At 45.5% G+C, this 19,847-nt stretch carries 8 protein-coding genes; 1 reads left to right on the top strand and 7 read right to left on the bottom strand.

The features are described from left to right. Positions 1-6 precede the first annotated feature (6 nt). The 6 genes from NAF29_RS04975 to NAF29_RS04950 all read right to left on the bottom strand — a co-directional run bounded on the left by NAF29_RS04975 (position 7) and on the right by NAF29_RS04950 (position 17,048). Positions 7-11,925 (bottom strand): T1SS-143 repeat domain-containing protein, encoded by an 11,919-nt coding sequence (locus tag NAF29_RS04975; protein WP_251260398.1) that lies wholly within the window; start codon positions 11,923-11,925, stop codon positions 7-9. A gap of 90 nt (positions 11,926-12,015) precedes the next feature. Continuing rightward, positions 12,016-12,981, bottom strand: coding sequence for a phospholipase A (locus tag NAF29_RS04970; protein ID WP_251260397.1), 966 nt, complete (start codon positions 12,979-12,981; stop codon positions 12,016-12,018). A gap of 45 nt (positions 12,982-13,026) precedes the next feature. Then, positions 13,027-13,602 (bottom strand): PqiC family protein, encoded by a 576-nt coding sequence (locus tag NAF29_RS04965; RefSeq protein ID WP_251260396.1) that lies wholly within the window; start codon positions 13,600-13,602, stop codon positions 13,027-13,029. Continuing rightward, complete coding sequence (gene pqiB / locus NAF29_RS04960) at positions 13,599-15,230, bottom strand: intermembrane transport protein PqiB (protein ID WP_251260395.1); 1,632 nt, start codon at positions 15,228-15,230, stop codon at positions 13,599-13,601. Before pqiB ends, NAF29_RS04965 begins: the two co-directional genes overlap by 4 nt. Position 15,231: 1 nt before the next feature. Continuing rightward, positions 15,232-16,515, bottom strand: coding sequence for a paraquat-inducible protein A (locus NAF29_RS04955; RefSeq protein ID WP_251260394.1), 1,284 nt, complete (start codon positions 16,513-16,515; stop codon positions 15,232-15,234). 23 nt (positions 16,516-16,538) lie between these two features. Continuing rightward, positions 16,539-17,048, bottom strand: a complete 510-nt coding sequence (locus tag NAF29_RS04950; protein ID WP_251260393.1) for a retropepsin-like aspartic protease family protein — start codon at positions 17,046-17,048, stop codon at positions 16,539-16,541. A gap of 177 nt (positions 17,049-17,225) precedes the next feature. Here NAF29_RS04950 and NAF29_RS04945 point away from each other — a divergent pair, with 177 nt between their 5' ends. Then, entirely contained in the window at positions 17,226-17,789 is a 564-nt protein-coding gene (locus tag NAF29_RS04945) for a lipid-binding SYLF domain-containing protein (RefSeq protein ID WP_251260392.1), read from the top strand. A gap of 62 nt (positions 17,790-17,851) precedes the next feature. Here NAF29_RS04945 and NAF29_RS04940 read toward each other — a convergent pair whose 3' ends face one another. Then, complete coding sequence (locus NAF29_RS04940; RefSeq protein ID WP_251260391.1) at positions 17,852-19,708, bottom strand: DUF885 domain-containing protein; 1,857 nt, start codon at positions 19,706-19,708, stop codon at positions 17,852-17,854. Positions 19,709-19,847 lie beyond the last annotated feature (139 nt).

Raw genomic sequence — 19,847 nt, 5'->3', positions numbered from 1 at the left:
CGTTCCTTAGCCTGACACCAAAGTTCCGTCATCAATAAGCTTTTGCAAAATATCCGCTTCAGCCGTGCTTCCACCTCCGGCGAGGTCATTGATTGAAACTCCATCCAATACAATTTCTTGAGTTACATTCACTTGATCTAGTTTAATACTTAGCGTGGTGTCTCCTGCGTTTTCACTTAAGTCGACCACCAAATCTAGCTCTGCACCAGAGCTTGAATTAACTGCAGCAAGTAGCCCCGTCAGATCCAAACTGTCAGCCCCTAATGCAAAATCTGTGATTGCATCATTCGCTCCGCCCGTATCATCACCTTGATTGAAGACAAATCGATCTGAGCCCAAACCTCCACTTAAATTGTCACTCCCCGTGCCGCCCGACAAGACATCGTTGCCCGCACTGCTTGAAATGGTATCGTCACCTGCGGTGGCATAGAGAATGTTATTCTTTAGGCCCGCTGACAGCACATCGGTATTGTCAGCAACCACACCTATAGTCATTGTTTGAACACTGCCGTCGGCACGATCTGAACCCAATTCACTATATGGAATAAATGTCAGTGAGAAGGTATCACCAGCCACAAGCCCCTCTATTTTAAGGTTCGGCACTTGAGCTTGAGCAATAGTCCAACCTTCGGGGTTTAATTGGCCATTGGAAAAAGTAACATGGTCAGGGGCGCCCTGAATGATTACAAATGCATTCTCACCGGGAGCTGGACTTTGCTGAGCAAGGTCAATATTGATGGGTATATCCACACCTTCTTCGGCATAGAGGTTGTCTTGGTTGAGGGTTAGAATGGGTGCATCAGGGAATGGGGCAATATCAACGATAATATTTTCAATCAGCGCATCGCCATAATCAGATACAATTGAGCCGCTGATGGAGGCTTGATCAAACGAGCGAATTTCAACAGCGGCTTCCAAGTGTCCGAACACGGAATCTCCAAGTACCAATTGCACTTGCTCAATGGCACTCGCACTCGTTTGAATCGTGGCATAAGTACCCGATGCATCTGTCACAAAAGCTGAAAAATCACCATCGGCTCGAATGCCAGAAAGGCCATCAATTGCGCTAGAATCAGAGTTTGTCGTATCGATTCGTATCACCATTTCTAGCGTTTCATTGCTGTTTGTTTCGAGTGATTCAGCATTGATCTTGATATTAACGGTATCGCCCTCGTCGACCTGATAATCCAACACTGGGTTAAAGCTCTGAACATCATCGCCAACAGGGTTGACCTGCACTTCAATGGTTTGGCTAGTCGAGACAATATCTTCGGTGCCTTGTTCTCTGCGGATGACGACAAATTCCAACGGAATTGTACCGGAGAAGTCCAACGGCGGGGTTAGCGTTAGGCTCGATAAAGCTGACTCTGGAAGACTCCAAACATAGGTAGGCGAACCATCAAAGTCGCCGCCATCACGTCCATTATTGGCCGCCTCAACTTTGAGCCCGCCCTCTTCATAGAACAACACGGCTCCATGAGGAACGCCAAAAAACTCGAACGTCACCAACTCAGAACCATCATTGTCAGGCGCAACCGCACTGATAGCTGACATATCTATGGCGCTATCTTCATCCCCGAAAATAGAGCGGGGTGTAATCGAAGCGCTATCCGTCACAGGTAGAACATCAATCACAATTTCAGATGTTGAACTTTGCGAGTCGGTTAATACGCTATCGCCGATTCCTTGCGCGATATCTACCACGTTACCAATGGCTACAACCCGGAATTGCCCACTGTCTTGAGCTGGGCCAATGTATTCAATTTGATCCAGCGTTGAGAGGTCGTTGACCTGCCAAGTTGTTGGATTCACTTGGAGAATACCCGGCCCTTGAAGGCGGCCACCATCGGGCAATTGTAACTGCAATGTACCGCTTAAGGTCTCAATACCTTCATTGGGGATATTGCTGTCAGCGAAAACAAAATTAAGCCCGAGAACCGTAGCAACATCTTCATCAATTTCAGTGACTTTAGCATTGAGTTGAACACCATCCACTTTGGGGGCAACTTCGATCACTAAATCTTGCTGCTCTGAAAAGGTATCGCCAGATGGATCAGTCGCAATAACAGTAACGGGAATCGTTAAAACACCGGCAAAATCGGAGTCTAAATCAGAAATAGAGAGGCTAGAAATATCAGATTCTCTGAATAAGTAGGCGATCACATTTTGGCCACTGGCATCATATTCAAGCAGCACACCAGATCCTGATATGGTTTCGCCGTGTCTGAGATCAGATGCGTCCACTCGAAAACTCACGACATCATTCGCATCTCCGGCAATACTTGTATTTAAATGATCGGATGTGGAGATAGCGCCGCTTTCTTCGATGGCATCGATCACACTGTCTTGTAAGTCATTGACTTGACTAGCAGTACCACCTGATGAAGCTGTGTTGTAGCGCAAAATCAACGATGAATTTCTAATTTCAGCATCTTGACCATCTAATATTCGTGCTTCAATGCCCAATTCAAATGTACCCTTGAGCTGAGTATTGACGGTGGTATTAGCCAATAAGTCCTGCACAGTTTCTTTGACTGAGTCACTTGTCAGGCCGCTCACATCAATAATCCAACGACCATTGCCATCATGAATGACTTCTCGGTCCGATTGCACAAACCAATTATTCGCATCGGGCGCAATAATCACCAAGTAATCCACCACTTCTGAACCATCTAAATCTGCGTCGGTAAAGCTTACGGCTCCATCCAGCGCAATAGCGCTGCCGTCATCTGAAATGTAGGCCCGAGGAGAGCTAATAATAGTGTCAGATTCAACACGAGCATTGATGTCAACGCTGACATTCACGTTGATATCTTGGCGAACCACTTCAAGCGCACTCGTATCCGCAATGGTGTAGCGAATAGGCAAGCTAAACTGCCCCGCAGCATCTTCCGGAGGTAATATCGAAATACGCCCACTCCGCAGAAGGCTTTCAATGTTGGGCGAAATAGCATCCGTATAATTAGCAAGATCTAAACCATTGGCTGGCAACACTTGTTCTGTGCCATCAATAAATAGACGCATTCCTAACAAATCCGTAATCACCGCCCCAGTGACGGTTTCACTACCATCCATGTCAGCTGAAGTGTTGGGCATTAAATTCAAACTTAGTACTCGGTCTTCTGCCCCCTGCGCGACCTGACTCACACCCGATGTGTCAATCACGGGCGTGACTACTAAAGTCACCGCAATATCGTAGCTCTCACTCGCGCCATCTTCCTCGGTAACAATTTGTTGGATGGTAAAATCAATGGGCCCGCTGAAATCTTCTTCAATGCTTAAAAATAATTGGTTCAATTGGGATGATGTGACTTGAAACGTAGGATTTCCATTCACCACATCAACCACCGGTAACTGAGCACTATGGCCTGCGGAATCCACCAGCTCAACGCCATCGGGTATGTCTTTCAGCAAAAAGTTCATGACTTCCGAGCCGTCTTGGTCGACCGTAGTAAGTACGAAATCGAGCGCTAGATCCTCATCTTCATATTTTTCGCTCGAGTTAGTGAGCTGCAATGTATCAGGGTCTAACGTCCAACCTGCACTTTGTGCCGCATCAAGAATAGGAATATCTGGAACACCGGTGAGCTTAATGTCGAACGATGTGCTGTTACCCAAAGTTTCAGCAACACTAGGAGCAATGCCATCTTGCGATGATTCACGGGCTATTGCGGTAACAGATACAGTGGCAGTATCGGTCACTTCGCTGATATTGGCGGCCGGCCTTAACTGAATCGCTCCGGCTTCCACATCTTTGGCAAGCACTTCAAAGCGATTGCCCCCCAAATCTGTGACGTTTGCGCCTGAGTTTGATAACACTAGCCAACCATCTTGAACATCAACACGGTAATACAGAGTTTCTGAACCATCATCATCAGACAATTGGCCAACAATAGCAGCGCTTAAATCGATATCGGTATCTTCAGTACCGCGAATATTTTTACTCGCGACTTGCGGTATATCAGCTACGGGTGCAACTTTTAGAGTCACCACACGATCATCGCTGGCTTGATCACTGTTCTGTGCTTCAATCGAAATCGCTTTGATGGAGAATTGATACTCACCTGCAAGGTTCTGCCCCATCAACGCTTTCAATTGCGCAAGTTCGGCCGCTGTTAGCACACTACCAACCTCTATTGGTGTAGTGTTTGACGTTAAAGAAAGCCCATTGTCAATGGCCAAAACTTCATAGCTTAATGCTTCAGATCCATCCGTATCAGCCAGCAGAGCTTCGATGCTAATCGCAGTTGCTGATGCATCTTCGGTGATGGCGTATTCAAATGTGTTGGCATTCCATACAGGCACATCTGCATCTGAAATAATAGTAAGATCGTAGGTATCATCGATATGCCGATCGAACACGCCTCCGCGTTGCACTTCAACTCGAATACCAATCGACACGGTTTGTGTTTGATCAGAACTATTGAGCAATGGCGTGTAGACCAAGTCGCCGTTGGGAATAACATTGCGATTGCCCACGGTAATAAATTCATTCGCTGCGGCAGACAAGAATGGATTGCCACTGCCATCAACCTTCAATGCAACATCATTGAGGGTTAAAGTGCCGCCCTTCAGCGAAGCTGAATCAAATGTCATACTCACAATGGATTCATCATCATCAACATCCGCTGGGCTGGCGAGGATTTCTAATTTTAGGGGCACATCCTCAGTAGTTGTGTCTTCTCCAGTATCGATGTACCCCGCCGAATCGAGTAGCTCAATTTCAAGTGAGTTGTTCACTACGTCTTTGTCAAAATCACGAACGGTATAGCTAATGTTATTGTCTCTGAACACTAGACCAGTAGACAATACGTTGGTAGTTTGTAAGTCTAAATCACCATTTTTATCAATCACAAGCGTGCCGTACACCGCACCGTCATCGGTGGTTAAATCAATCGTTTCGCCGGCTTGGTATAACGTTCCTCGATAGCTCACTTGATACACTTCTGCGCCGTCGGCTCCTTGATGAGTCTCGGGCAGTATATTCCGCGTTTCACTGTCGCCTTCTGTAATGGCAATGACGCCCAAACGCGCTGTTGGAACATCATCGGTTACTGTCACTTTGACTTCAATTGGAGCGGATTCGTCGTTGTCGGTGTCAATAACAGTGACGTTGAATGGAATTTCCAGCTCATTACGTGCAGCCGCATCTGGGTGGTCAATGGCTTGTTTTAGTTCAAAGCTTACGCTGCCATCGCGTTCAAATTTCACTCGGAACACTTCGGTTCCGGCGGAGGTTTTAGCCAGCCACCAGCCATTTGCATTTGCTTGGCTAGACAATGTAATGGCTAAACCACCACTGGATAAATTCAAGCTATCAAAATCTGCTTTATCTGGGGCGACATCGGCAACCCGATCGCTACCGCGGTCGATGGTTACCTGCGTTGTATCCATGACCGTACCAGCTGACAAATCATTTTCATCGACCGTCATATCAGCACCAGAGGAGATTCGAGGATCTCGACCGTCATGCACAATAACGCTTAAATCTACACGGCCAATGCTGCCATCACTATCCACCACTTCAAGAGGGATCATTAAACCAATTTGAAGATCATTTCCATCAAGGTGGTCTATTGGCCCTATCTGGGTCACGACCAAATCAAAATTTGCATCGGTTTCGGAGGGGGTTGAAATGTCATCCGGTAATTTAAAGTTCAGGACGCTGGTTCCGTCACTCAACACCACATCAAGCTCGCCATTTGCTCGGTTACGCCATGTCAGCGATTGGCCGTTTTGCGTTAAAACCGTACCTGATTGGTCCACTACAAGACTACCGTTGGCAATATCGTAAACCACATCAACAATCGGATCTTTTCCAGCGGTCACTGTAACCGAAGTACTATCAACTTCATCGACAAGCGGCGCATGCACTAAATCCCGTGGAATTTCTCCAACCACCAAAGACAATTTGTCGGGCACAATAATGGGGGCATCACCATCACTCACGGTTATATCAAGCGTCACGAGTGTTTCATCGCCATCACTATCGGTTGCAATAATGCGAATGGGTATTAATTGGTCAACAGTAGAGGCATCTGAACCTTGGTCGAGTGACTGATACTGCTCATATACATAGTCAATAGAACTATCCACTTCAGGCGCAAAGTCACTGTTTAAAATTACTTTAAAAACAGGATCGAGTGGATCTAAAACATAGCCTGTCAGAATCAGGCCATCGCCACTTAATTGATATTGAATAACCTGCCCACCTGAAGTCAGTGGCGGTTGATTGTTGGCACGATCGATTTCTATTGTGGCCACATCATCACTGCCCGTTTCAACAGCAATAGAGCCTGTACCGGTCAATGCGCTCGGTAAATTGTCTTCATCAACATGAACCGACTGACTGATACTCAACGCCACAGTTTCTCCGTCGCTTACTGTCACCTGCACTCGACCGCCCACCGTGTTGGTTCCGTCGGCATCATTGGCAACCACACTTAAATCGATATAAATAATATCGGTTGCGTTGTGGTCAATCGGCCTCATTAAAAACAAAGACCCTTCGGCTTCTAAACTTCCACCTTTTGACAACGCACTCAAAGAGAGAGTAAATACATCAACTGATGTACCACTAGTGGTTGCTTGTATCTGCTTTTCATCAGCCGATAGCGCGTATTCGACAGTGTCACCTAAGCTTGTGATATTCAGCGACTCTAGGCGATCGATAGTATCTGGATGAAAACGTATCGAATTTGCAATTAAATCGTCGGAACCCGCAGTCACTTCAAAGGATGCAGTCCCCAGAATATTGCTCCCCACTTTAGGCTCCACCAAGTGCCCATCAACATCGCTGACATGCCCTGCTGCCCCATCGGTAATATTGATAATTACATCGGCTCGGTCGGGATCACCGTCGTGATCGATCACGTCATAAGAAAATTCGATGCTTTGTGGCTGCGTATGATCTAAATTTCGGTGTGACAGAAATGACCATGCTCCACTTGATGTCACCACCAAAGTACCTTCAGGAAACGATATTTCATTCAAGCGGGTTGGTGCTATCGAGTGACTCTCGCCATTGGCAACAATTTTAGTCACCACCAACGGGCCCTCAAGGGTCGTATCATTAGCAATGAGAGAACCCGCTGAAACCTCAGCTTCAACCACAGAGTATGAATCATCGACAGCGAACGGGGTTGAGTCCAATATATCCGCGTCTAAACGGGCAACAACCAGCTCTTCAGTGCCATCGGCATCCGTTTGAAGACCATTAATGACAATAGGCACACGCAACAAAAAGATACCTTCGGGCTGATCGACCGGCGCATGTAGGGTAATAGACGCTCGGCTGTTGTCTGAGATCTCGCCACTCATGACTAAATCTGAACTTGCTTGAACCGAAAGCTGAAACGATTTCTCGTCAGCCGACACATTCAACACCAATGCCTGCCCGTCACTGGTTAATGATTCAAGTTCCGATTGAATGCTAGAAAAAGTTAATTGTGCACCTGAGATTCTAAGCTCACTGGTTGCCGTAGTGGCGCTGAACAAGCCCAATGCTTGCTCAGACAGATAAACACTGGAGGGTTCAACAATGGTTGGAAAGTCATCTTCTGCAAGATTTCCTGCAATATCTTCAACTGACGCAGTTAAAGTCCAGTCAATACTCGATACTAAATCGAGCTGGTCGATAATAAAATCGCCAGTGCTCCATGTTTGATCGTCTTGCACTTGCGCTGTCGCTGCTTGCTCATTCAGTCCGTCCGATATGGTGACTGTGACCCACTGGCCTGCTTCTGCCGTGGTTGTCCCAGACAAAAACACAGGGAGCCCGACGCGCGCAATTTCTATATCGAAGCCGGTACCGGTATCAATATCAATTCCGACATGGGTGTCTTTAGTAAATTGATAGCTTGATTGAGCTGGGTTACCCGCTTCATCAACAACTTCCACATCAACAGTGACAAGCCCTTCGGCGACCGAAGTCCAGTCGAACGTATCTGTAGACCAATCTTCACCTTCAACAATGGCGGAGCCGGTTAACACAGCCCCTGCGCTGTCAGTGACGGCAATGGTGACAGTTTGACCATCATTCACATGAGATGCATTGCCCAGCAATGATGCCACTAAAGATTCTGCTCCATTCAGGTAACCATCCTCTGTTTGCGCAACAGTTACATCAATATTAGCTAAGGTGTCTTTGACGGTTGAGGTCACCGCAGAAGCTATATTTCCTGCAAGATCTTGCGCCACAGCAAGGGCATATAGCACGCCATCACTCAAGGAAGTAAGATCTGCAGCTGCGACTTCCCATACGCCATTTTCAATCACAGCATCAAACTCAATAATACCGCGTGCGAAAGTGGCAACCTCAACAACGACTGTTTGGCCATTTTCAATATCCGTGGCCGTGCCGTGAATACGAACATTGCCTATTTCGTTAGCATTGAGGTAAGGGTCTCCACCGGTCTCAATCACGATGGTTAATCCATCTGTGGTGTCAACCAACACGTTATCAGAAGCGCTGGCCGTGTTGCCGGCTACGTCCACCACTTTAGCTGTTGCCAATAACACACCATCCACAAATGTTCGAACATCAGCTGTGGTTTGATACATGCTTCCTTGAACCATTGCTGTGACAGTAATCTGCTGTGAAGCAATATCGGTGAGTGTAATCTCAACCCACTGACCATCTTCAACATTCAATACCGTACCACTGATGGATACTGCGCTAAGCTCCAATGGATTAAGCAGGCCGTCGCCATTGGCATCTAACTCTAACGTTAGCTGTGCTTGCGTGTCTTTGATCACCGTGTCTGTTGCAGTTACGGTGTTTCCTGCAATATCGGTTATTGTCACTTGTGCTGTGATCAGGCCATCTTCAAAGTTAGAAAAATCGACCTCTTCAAGTAACCAATCGCCTCCATTTTTGACGATATTGAACATTTGTTCAGTGCCCGCTTGATCCGACAATTTCAGCGAAACATCCTGCCCATCTTCAACAAAATGGAACTGACTCAATATATTCACAGCCAACTGTTCAGCTGCATTCACGTATTCTGGAGAGTCGGGGTCAATGATAATTTGGGCGTCAATTTGAGTATCTTTTTGGGCAATATCAATACCGCTAGCCAAATTTCCTGCGCGATCCAATACCGAGGCTTCAGCGATGATATAACCTTCATCGAAAACCGAAAAATCAACCGCTTCAATCCGCCACGCTGAATTCAGAACACGGGTTGTAAGAACCTCAGTGTGCCCCCGAAAATCTGTCAGGATAAGAGTGACAGTACGGCCATTCTCAACATCTTCAGTAGTACCAAACACATCACGCACAGGCAGTTCAGAGGCGTTGATGTAATTGTCATCCCCACTATCAATGGTAATGGTCAGGCCATCGGTTAAATCAATATTGCCGCTATCAGAATCGGACGCACGATTGCCCGCGATATCTTCCGCTTGAGCAAACACATGAATAGGACCATCAGGAAATAAGCGAAGGTCGGCGGTGGTACTAAACGCGCTATTCAACACCGTAGCTTGCGTTGTAAATGTTGTGCCGTCAGTGGCTGTCACTGTAATGGTCACCACTTGACCATCTTCAATATTGGTGACGTTCCCTTCAATCGGCACGTCACTTAATTCTCTCGGGTTGAACAGCTGATCACCGTTAGGATCGAGCGTCACTGATAGCTCAGCGAGCGTATCTTTAACAGCTGTGTTGGAGTCACTTGCAGGATTTCCCGCAATATCGACAACCTTTACCGAGGCGCTAACAATACCTTCAGCTAGACTCGAAACATCGAGGTTGTCGAGCTGCCATTGGCCGTCGACCAAAGTGGTTTCGAACCTTAAAGTGTGGCCATAAATATCGGTCAATAGAACATTCGCTAATTGACCATTTTCAATGTGCGAGGCCGCCCCTGATAATGATATGGCCAGCTGTTCAGCAAGGTTAATCAGTGAATCGTCACCACTGTCGATCAATAGTGAGACTTCAGCCAGTCGATCAATAATTGCAAAATCAATGGCTGACGCTCTATTCCCTGCCTCGTCTTGTACAGTCGCTAAGGCAAAAATCGGGCCCTCATCAAATTCAGTTAAATTTTGTAAGCCTGCAGACCATCGCCCATCAATAACCACCGCTGAAAGAAACACTTCATGCCCGTGCACATCCGACAACACAATCGACACTGTTGCGCCATCGTCAATATCGGTTACATCACCCGAAACCAATGTGGCAGGCACTTCAAAACGATTTAAATAATTGTCGTCGCCCGACTCAATGTTGATCGTCATGCCGTCTGTGGTATCAATCGTGGCACGGCCACCCGCCACAGCAATATTCCCGGCACGATCTTGAACTTCAACACCCAGATTCATTTGCCCATCTAATAACGTTCTGACATCTAAAACCGTATACCATTGGCCATTTGTCACGGCCACTTGGCGAACGGCTGAATGACCAAATTGATCGGTCACAATCAGGCTGACGAGTTGACCATCCTCAACTCCTTGAACCGTTCCCCCAACTCTTAGATTTTGCAATTCCGAAGGATTAATAAGACCATCATCATCTAATATTTTTGCTTCAATCTGGGCAAATGTATCCTTCTCAAAGAGATAATTAGCAGAGGCTGGGTTTCCCGCTAAATCCGCAGTTTCCACATTTAACGTTAATGCTCCATCTGCAAGCGCCGATAAATCCGTACGGACTCGCTCCCAGCTATTTGTAGATGCAACAGATTCGAATGATAAAGTGAGCCCATTGATATCAGTCACCGAGACTTGTATGGATTGACCATCTTCAATATTGGACAGAGAACCAAACAACCGAACGCTACTTTGCTCAAAGCGGTTAATGATTTGGTCGTGTCCGGTTTCGGCAAACGCTGAAATACTCGCCAAGGTATCGATGGTTGAATGGCCCAATGCAAATGCAGGATTGCCGGGGGTATCAACTGACACAATTCGTGCCACGATTGAGCCTTGTTCAAAGCTAGTTAAATCTTGTTCTAAAACTTGCCATTTTTCATCGACGACTGAACCTTGCACTCGCAAATGGCGACCTGTGCCATCAGAAATCAATATCTCTACTCGGTGTCCGTCTTCAATGCCTAGCGCATCGCCAGACAAGCTCACTGCGCCCACTTCAAATTGGTTAATCGCTTGATCTCCGCCATCGCCAAAATCTATGGTGACTTGCGCTACGGTATCTTTAATGGTGTCGTCGTGCGCTTCAACAGAATTACCATAGGAGTCGGCAATACTTGCCGTGGCAGTGACCACTCCCTCGGCTAATGTACTCAAATCAACAGCATCCAGACGCCAAAGGCCGTCTATAACCAGCGCTTCAAAATTCAGTTGGGTGTCATTCACATCGGTAATGGTGATGGTTAGTGTTCGGTCGTCTAACTTTTCTGCCGTTCCATGAACATCCACTTTGGGGACTTCAAAGCGATTCTCAAAACCATCTCCACCATCTTCAATGGTGACGGTAATTTCTGCACCGGTTGGCACAATATCAGGCGGTAAATCGCCTCCAGCGGAAGTTTGAAATACGGATGTTTTTGCGGGGTTATCTGGGAGAGTATCGAACCCCGATTCCGCAATCATTTCCTCAGCATCTCGCCGAATCGTAGTAAAGAAAAAAGTCCCCGATGTTTGGGACTGACTGGCAGATGATGAGCCGTTCAATAAGTTTGAGTCAGAAGCAGCATCGGCCACTTGAGCCTTCGCTTGTGGATTTAGCAATGGCTGCATTGAGGATACGATAGCAGCGGGAATTTCTATCTCCACATCGTTGAGTACCAATACCCCCTCTGTACCATTAAGCAGTTTAAGGTAATCACTTAACTCACCGACCGGAGCATCTATTGATTGTACTTGCTCTTCGGTCATCAAAATCCAAGTGCCATCGGTACGTACTTGCCAGATTTGACCTTGATGATGCAAATAGAAAACAGCTATTTTATCCATAAAAAAATCCACGCTAGGCTAACTATAAACATAGCCCCAGCGTGGATTTTCATCCAAAATTTTTACATCCGCATTGCAAACAATGAGATGTTAAAGCAGATCATTCAGCATCACACCAAAGCCAATTCGAGTTTGGTTGTGATTGTAGTCGATAAGAGTTTCACCATAGCCTGTGAACACCTGTGCATACACACGCATATTTTGGGTGAGCTGATAGCTCCAACCTAGCTCAGCGCTACCTTTATTGCCTTCAAAGCTGTAACGCGTGCGTGCAGTGAATACACTTTGGTCATAGCGGTAGGCGAAGTCTAAACGATGGTTACCGAGATACTCGTCAATATCTGGGTTGTCATCGTCGTCTGAGTCTTCAGAAAGGCGAACCCAAGGACGCACATTCATACTAAAATCGCCACGCTCAAACAAAAAATTTGCGAACACTCGGTTCCAGCTACGAGAAAGATCTTGTCCACGCCCGTTAGATTGATGGTTAAAACCTGTTTCAATCCAACGTAATTTCAAGCCCAATACATCGTAATCGGTAAACCAAGCTACAAAAATTTGCGGCTCGTAGTTTGTTTCACGGAAAGGAGCTGAAATATCGCTGTTAGTTGCTTGCCACAAAGCCACTTGAGTAAATGATCCGGCTAGCGTGGTATTTTTACCAAAGATGCCACGATAAAGTGGGAACATCACACTCAACTGATATTTGATTTCGTGATCTGTCAAATCGTCAGCATCTTCATAACCCGCAGCCGTATACTGGTCTTTGTTAATATCGTCAGTATAGGTGTACATGATGTAATTTTGCTCGTAAGGAATGAGAGCAAATGGGTTACGAGCTGTTTCAAAAATGGCAGCTAATCGCCGATCTGTCGCTGAGTTAACGTCTAACTCAGCTTCCATTCGGCGCTCAATCGCTTCTTTGCTTTCTCCTCCTTCATCAAAAAGTGGATCAACTAGATCTTCAGCAGCCTCTTCAATATCGGTATTAGCCATTACAACATTTGGCGCAAATACTACAGCCAATAGCATAAACGGCAGGCATAGTTTCTTCATATCAACGTCCCTGAGTAAAGTGCATTGTTAAACGTAAGTCATTGTTTATTTTTGTTTAATATTTTCAGATGCGGTTACTAATAACTCAATCCATAACTGCTTTAATTGAGTCACCGCATCAGCGTAGTTTCCAACTTCAAAATTAGCTTGAGTTTGGAATGGCAGAGAAACAAATAATCCGCCTTTATCTTTAAAGTAGTACCTTCCACTCACTCGAACACTAGAATTTGAAGATAAATGAAAGCTAAACACTTCAATTCTTAAGTTAGCATCCGCACCATGATAATCAGATGACACCACCATATTGGGGTAAATTCGCCCCAATGTTTCTACAGTTAAACCGGTTAACTCGCTGCTCAAAGGGCCAGCCCATCGCTGTTGAGGCAACAACAATAATTCGCTCGTTCCAGACTCCATCACCAGCCTAGGATCATTCAAATATTCTGCTACTTCCACTCGATGTACGAGCAATATTTCGTACTCAAGCGGAGCCTGCGCAAGCTCCACATCAACCGATGACGAAAGCACTGAATAGTAATGTACGGGCGGTGGAGTGCTACCGCATGCGGCCAGTAGCAATGAAGCAAATAAGGTCGCGAATAATTTCTTAGTCATGCTCATTGCTCTGACTCCTTGTTAACATCATCCGTATTTGGATCGCTCATATCAGCGCCAAACACTAGCGAGTCAGGTTTGTTATTCAACGTATCGAGCAATGGTTTAAGCTCCCACATGACTTGGTCTAGCGATTGGTTTGATTGACGCAAGTCTTGATACAGCGGACTGCCTTGATCGTAACTTGCCAATGTTTGCTTCAACTGCTGCAACACTTCTCGCAAATCAGCATTGTTGGCATCAGAGTCGGCTTCGATCAAACGGTCAAGTTTTTCAACCGCTGAATCCAGTCGCTTCACTGCTGAATTTGCAGATTTAAGAGTGGTATTGAGATTATTTAACACCGGCTCCAACGGCAACGCGTTGACTTTATCGAGCAAGCTATTGATTTTATTCCCCACTCGTTCTAAGTCCCCTTTACGGGTATGCATAATAGGTTCTTCAACATGTTGTTCTAAGCCGATCACATAAGGGTCTCGTTCAACATCTGGAGAGTTCGAGATGTCGATATAACGCGCCCCTGTAAGGATATTTCCAGTCATCAAGGTCGCTCGCATGTCTTTCGATACTTGCTCTTGAATATGCGACTTCCACGCGTCCCCCTCTAAGTCAGATTTAAATTTATTCCAGCGGTCGTATTCGATATGGATAAGTACTGGAATCAGCCCCTTGGGATTAAATACATCTTGGTCGAAATAACGTAAATACGGCACTTCAACCACAGTACCCACTCGGACCCCTCTAAATTCAACCGGTGCATCTTTTACAAGCCCACCGATTGATTCTTCAAAGAACAGCACAAATGGCGTAAAGCGACGGTACGATCCCTCTAAAGCAATCGTTTCATTGGCAAATAGTTCATAATTCGCGTTATCTTCAGCGAGCCCTTGAGGCACCGAACCGTCTGGCAGCCCAAAGGTAATACCACCATTTATGAATGATTCTAACGAGTCCAATTGAAAGGTAATTCCCTTAGCATTCATTTTTACTTCAAATGCAGAGGTGATCCAAAACGCAGTATTTGTCGACACTAATTCATTAAAAGGTGCTTCAATGAAAATCTTGTAGTGAACCTGCTGTTTTTCTTTGTCGTAACTCGCCTGTTCAACTTGACCAATGGTAAACCCCTTAAAGTGAACGGGTGCGCCACGTTCAAGCGACTTATTGGCACCGCTGAATAAATGCAATGAAATACCTTGCCGTCCAGCTTCACCCAGCGGTGGTTCTTCCATAAGCACATAGTCAGTTATTCTAGTTTTACTTTGCCCGGGCCTTAACTCAATGTAAGCCCCCGATAATAAAGTTGATAAACCACTCACCCCTCCTCTGCCTATTCGGGGTTTAACCACCCAAAATTTAGAATCTTGAACAAGCATTCCTTTGACTTGTTTATTCAAGCGAGCTTTGACGATGGTATGCGAATAGTCGGAGCTCAGCTCAATGGACTCAATCATGCCAATATCGACACTTCTGGACTTAATAGTCGTTTTACCTGCAACCAACCCGTCTGCATTCACCGTGGTGATTGTGACCAAAGGGCCGAGCTCACTGACATGTTTATAAAACATCCACAGACCAATGAGCACAGCTACAACGGGTACAAACCAAACTGACGAAATTCTCATTTTTTTCATGTTAGGCAACAACGTCCTTCCTGTTTGAAGTTTTATCCCAGATCAGGCGCGGATCGAATGAACTTGCGGCAACCATGGTCATAATCACAACTGCAGCAAATGACACTGCAGCTGGACCAGGGTAAACAGCGACTAAACCATCGATGTGAATCAGTGCAGCTAAAATGGCAACAACAAAAACGTCGATCATTGACCAACGTCCAATAAACTCGGTGATACGGTATAGCTTGATCTGCTTGTGAGGATTGTAGTCATCAACATAATGAACCGAATAAGCTAACCAAGCCATGGCTAACATTTTGGCAATGGGAACACAGACACTGGCTACAAAAATTACAATCGCCACGGGGTACGATTCTAGTTGCCACAACAAGACCACCCCACCAAGAATGGTTGATGGGTCTCGAACACCCAGTAAACTGGTGTCCATAATCGGTAATACGTTAGCAGGAATGTACAACACGACGGATGCAAATAATAACGCCCAAACTCGTTGTAAGCTGTCTTTGAAGCGTACCGATATATCGCCCAAACACCGGTCACAACGCGCGTTCTCTTTCGGGTTCAACTGTCCACACTTATGACATAACACAAGGTCAGCTTCATCTGCGGTTTGCGCATTCGGCAAATGATATATTCGACATTCACCGTAAAATTGATGCCACAGCCAGTGCGAATCAAACAAAATCATGGTTTTAATAAAGAGGCCTGTGAACAGACAAAACGCCCAGAAACTTAAGCCAAACTCCACGTCGGCCATTCCCATGACTTTGACCAGTGCAACCAAAACACCAATCAGAAATACATCGACCATCAACCAAGGTTTAGATTCTCGAACGATCTTCAGCATCATACCTACGGCAACGCCTTTCACGCCCAATAACAAACACGTATGTAAATACAACACAATGACCAGAAAACCGATGGGCAGCACGACCAAAGTAATAAATAAAAGAAGAGCGAGTTGATCGTAGCCAAAAGAAAGCAGCGTTCTAATCGTTTCTGAAAACGTCATTGAGGCCGTATTGCCGCTGGCCGAAAATGATAAATAGGGGAATGAAAGCGATGCGAACATCATAAATAATGCTGCAATAGATGTTGCAATTGGCCCCTGAACAGGCTCATCACCCAAAGCACTGATGTGATGGTCGCAGCGCGGGCAACGAATATGCTCTCCAGCTTCGATTGTCTGGGCAAAGATAAGAACATCGCACTCGCCACACGCTGTGGAATAGTGAGAATTCGATTTGAGATCCCTTGCCTCGTTAGTGGTCTCTTTGCTCATTCCATCGTCCGCTGATGTATCATTCATGACTGAGGGGTCAACATTAAGCTATCACCAATTTGTTGCCACTCAAAATACTTTAAAAAGCTCATACCCAAAAGTACTACATCTCCTTGATTTGACGAGTTGATAAAGCCCTCAACTTGATAGCGAGACAAGCCCCCCAAACGAACTTCATCTATTTGGGTTTGGTACACCTTAATATGACCATTTGCAGTACTGACAATACTTTGAGCGCCTTTCTTTAGGCCAGCTTCGCGCGCTATGTGTGCAGGGATACTTAGGTTTGTGGCGCCAGTATCAAGTAAGAATTGCACACGCACCCCATTTATTTCGCCGGGAGCAATGTAATGTCCAGATTTATTTCTTTTTAAAACAAGTTGTTGAGTCTTATCAAAAGATAGAGCTCTATTTGGATCATCTTGGTCTGACAAGTAATCATTGAAGAAAATAGCGATCAAGCCAAGGAACGTCAGCCATGCCAAAATAGACATAATGCGTCCCATACCTGAAGAATCCTGTTGCTGGTTCATTACGACTCGATACGATCCATTCAATAAACTCATATCAGTTTAAAGATAACTATTCGTTATTGTTAGATTTTATTATTCTAATATTAGAAGACTTCGGTCAGTTTTCCAGCTCGTTTAAGTTTTCCGTCAATTCGCATGTACTACAATTCACCTGTACATAATTTAAGGAGAATCTTCATGCGTCAGCTGCTGCAAACATTTCTGCTAGGTATTGCTGTATTAACCTATTCAAATGCGTGTTGGGCAGAGTCACCTGCCGAGCAACGTCAAAACATTAAGAATATGTCTCTGGAAGTACTCCAAGACCTTTACAAATACGACTCCGCTTCCAAAGCTAATATAAATAAGGCTTATGGCTACGCCGTATTCTCGAATGTAGGCATTAACTTACTATTTTTATCAACCGCTAATGGGAGTGGTGTGGCACATGCCAATGGCTCTGGCAAAGACACATACATGGACATGTTTTCTGCCGGTCTCGGTTTAGGCTTAGGTGTGAAAGACTTTCGGGGTGTGTTCGTATTTTATACCCAAGAAGCATTCGATAACTTTGTGCAAAGTGGTTGGGATTTTTCAGGCCAAGCCGATGCAACAGCCAAGTCGGGCAAGAAAGGGGACTCTGCGAACACCGCGATGAATGTGGCTCCAGCAGTGGACTTTTATCAACTCACAGAAAATGGTCTCGCTTTGCAAGCCACGCTTCAGGGCACCAAATACTATAAAAATGATGATTTAAACTAATTCACGTCAATAAAAAGGGAGCCATAAGCTCCCTTTTCAATTCAAACTAGCTTTCTTGAAAATTACTTTTTCGATGCCACCCAAGCGTCAACTTGCTGTTGCAGCACATCCAGAGGAAGTGGGCCGCTTTCAAGCACAGTGTCATGGAAACCTCGGATATCGAATTTCTCACCCAATTCAGCTCGGGCTTTTTCACGCATTTCCAAAATCTGAATCTTACCAATGAGATAAGCCGTGGCTTGTGAAGGCATAACAATGTAACGCTCAATTGCTTTACGCGAATCATTTTGTGCATTTGGCGTGTTGTGTAACAAGTAATCAATGGCTTGCTCTCGGCTCCACTGGTAATGGTGCAGCCCTGTATCCACGACCAAGCGGCATGCTCGCCATAGTTCCATAGCTAAACGGCCAAAATCAGAATAAGGGTCTTCATAGAAACCAATTTCTTTAGGAATGAACTCAGAGTAAAGCCCCCACCCTTCACTATATGCGGTGTAGCGGCCAAATTTACGGAACTTTGGAATGCCTTCCAGTTCATTCGAAATAGCCAGCTGCATATGGTGACCCGGAATCCCTTCGTGGTAGGCCAATGCTTCCATTTGATAGGTCGGCATGTCTTCCATTTTATAAAGATTAGCGTAGTAAATCCCTGGACGAGAGCCATCCATTGATGGGCGCTGATAAAAGGCTTTGCCTGCACTTTTTTCACGGAATGCTTCAACAGCCTTCACTGTTAAGTCCGCTTTAGGCTTCACGGTAAACAAGCTATCAAGTTGACCTTTCATGGTATCGATAAGCGCTGTTGCTTTTGCAAGGTAAGCCGCACGGCCTTCATCGGTATCATCGTAATAGAACTGTGGATCATCACGCATGAATACAAAGAATTCTTGAAGCGAACCTTTAAAGCCCACTTTGGTCATGATGGTTTTCATTTCATCGTGAATGCGCGCCACATTATCAAGGCCAAGTTGATGAATTTGTTCTGCGGTCAAATCTGTGGTGGTGGTTCGCGCGAGTGCATTTTTATAAAAATCAGCACCATTTGGGAACTTCCATGCACCATCACGCGAGTCGGCTTTCTTTTCAAGTTCTTTTAAGTAGTCCACCAGCGACTCATATGCCGGTTTCACAGACGTTAACAACGCCTTGTTTGCCTCGGTGATCAACAGTATTTTTTGATCATCTGTTGCATCAAGCGCGTTCACTTTAGTGGTGAAGTCTGCCAATAACGTACTCGGAGCTTCTGAACCATCAAATGGCGCACCCACTAGCAAATTTTCGCTGTCATTGATGACATGAGGAAAAACAAATTTAGGCACAATAATGCCCTTCTCTGCTCGCGTATCGAGGTTGACTTTCAGCTGGTCAAATAAGGCAGGAATACCATTGAGACGCGCAATGTAGTCACCAGCATCGTCCACACTTGAAACTTGTTGCTGATTGATGAGCAAAGCCGGAACTTGCGAATGCAAGCCGTACATTTGATTCACCGGATAGGAGTGAAAACGCCACTTGTAATCATCAATATCGTTTTGCAACGTCGAGATAGCAAGACGGTGACTTAGCACATCCTGCGCATCAAACCCATCGGTGTTGAGGGCTTTCACTTTTTCAAGATACTCAATGTTCAATTGCTGCTTTTTATCAGCCATCGCTTCGCTCAAGTCATCCCACTTATCTTGATTGTCAGTGATGCCTAAATAAGACTGAGACATCGGGCTTAAGCCAACAAAAGTCATGAACATGTCATCATACAATGCATTGGCAATGTCACTGTTAGACTGCTGTTCAGCGGCGGCGGTGACTTCAGAAGTTACAGCGCTCTGAGTGGTTTGAGCTGGTGTTGATTCGGTCGTTTGTTCTTGGCTACAACCGGCTAAAAAAAGACCGATCGATATCGCCAGCAACGAGTGCTTCATGTTAATTGTCCTTGAATGTAGTAAACCTGACAGGTATTTATTTGTAGTAAATGAGCCATCTAACGTGGCCATTAGCAGTAAGAAAACCTCAAGTCAGAGGCAAGATCAAGGCATTTTGCATACAATATAAAATAAATTA

It is taken from the genome of Echinimonas agarilytica (assembly GCF_023703465.1).
GTDB lineage: Bacteria > Pseudomonadota > Gammaproteobacteria > Enterobacterales > Neiellaceae > Echinimonas > Echinimonas agarilytica.
This window is presented reverse-complemented; position numbering and strand designations above follow the sequence as displayed.

Excerpts from the sequence above, each read along its gene's own strand:
- NAF29_RS04975 (WP_251260398.1), bottom strand. The coding sequence starts at position 11,925 with ATGGATAAAATAGCTGTTTTCTATTTGCATCATCAAGGTCAAATCTGG.
- NAF29_RS04970 (WP_251260397.1), bottom strand. The coding sequence starts at position 12,981 with ATGAAGAAACTATGCCTGCCGTTTATGCTATTGGCTGTAGTATTTGCG.
- NAF29_RS04965 (WP_251260396.1), bottom strand. The coding sequence starts at position 13,602 with ATGAGCATGACTAAGAAATTATTCGCGACCTTATTTGCTTCATTGCTA.
- pqiB (WP_251260395.1), bottom strand. The coding sequence starts at position 15,230 with ATGAAAAAAATGAGAATTTCGTCAGTTTGGTTTGTACCCGTTGTAGCT.
- NAF29_RS04955 (WP_251260394.1), bottom strand. The coding sequence starts at position 16,515 with ATGAGCAAAGAGACCACTAACGAGGCAAGGGATCTCAAATCGAATTCT.
- NAF29_RS04950 (WP_251260393.1), bottom strand. The coding sequence starts at position 17,048 with ATGAACCAGCAACAGGATTCTTCAGGTATGGGACGCATTATGTCTATT.
- NAF29_RS04945 (WP_251260392.1), top strand. The coding sequence starts at position 17,226 with ATGCGTCAGCTGCTGCAAACATTTCTGCTAGGTATTGCTGTATTAACC.
- NAF29_RS04940 (WP_251260391.1), bottom strand. The coding sequence starts at position 19,708 with ATGAAGCACTCGTTGCTGGCGATATCGATCGGTCTTTTTTTAGCCGGT.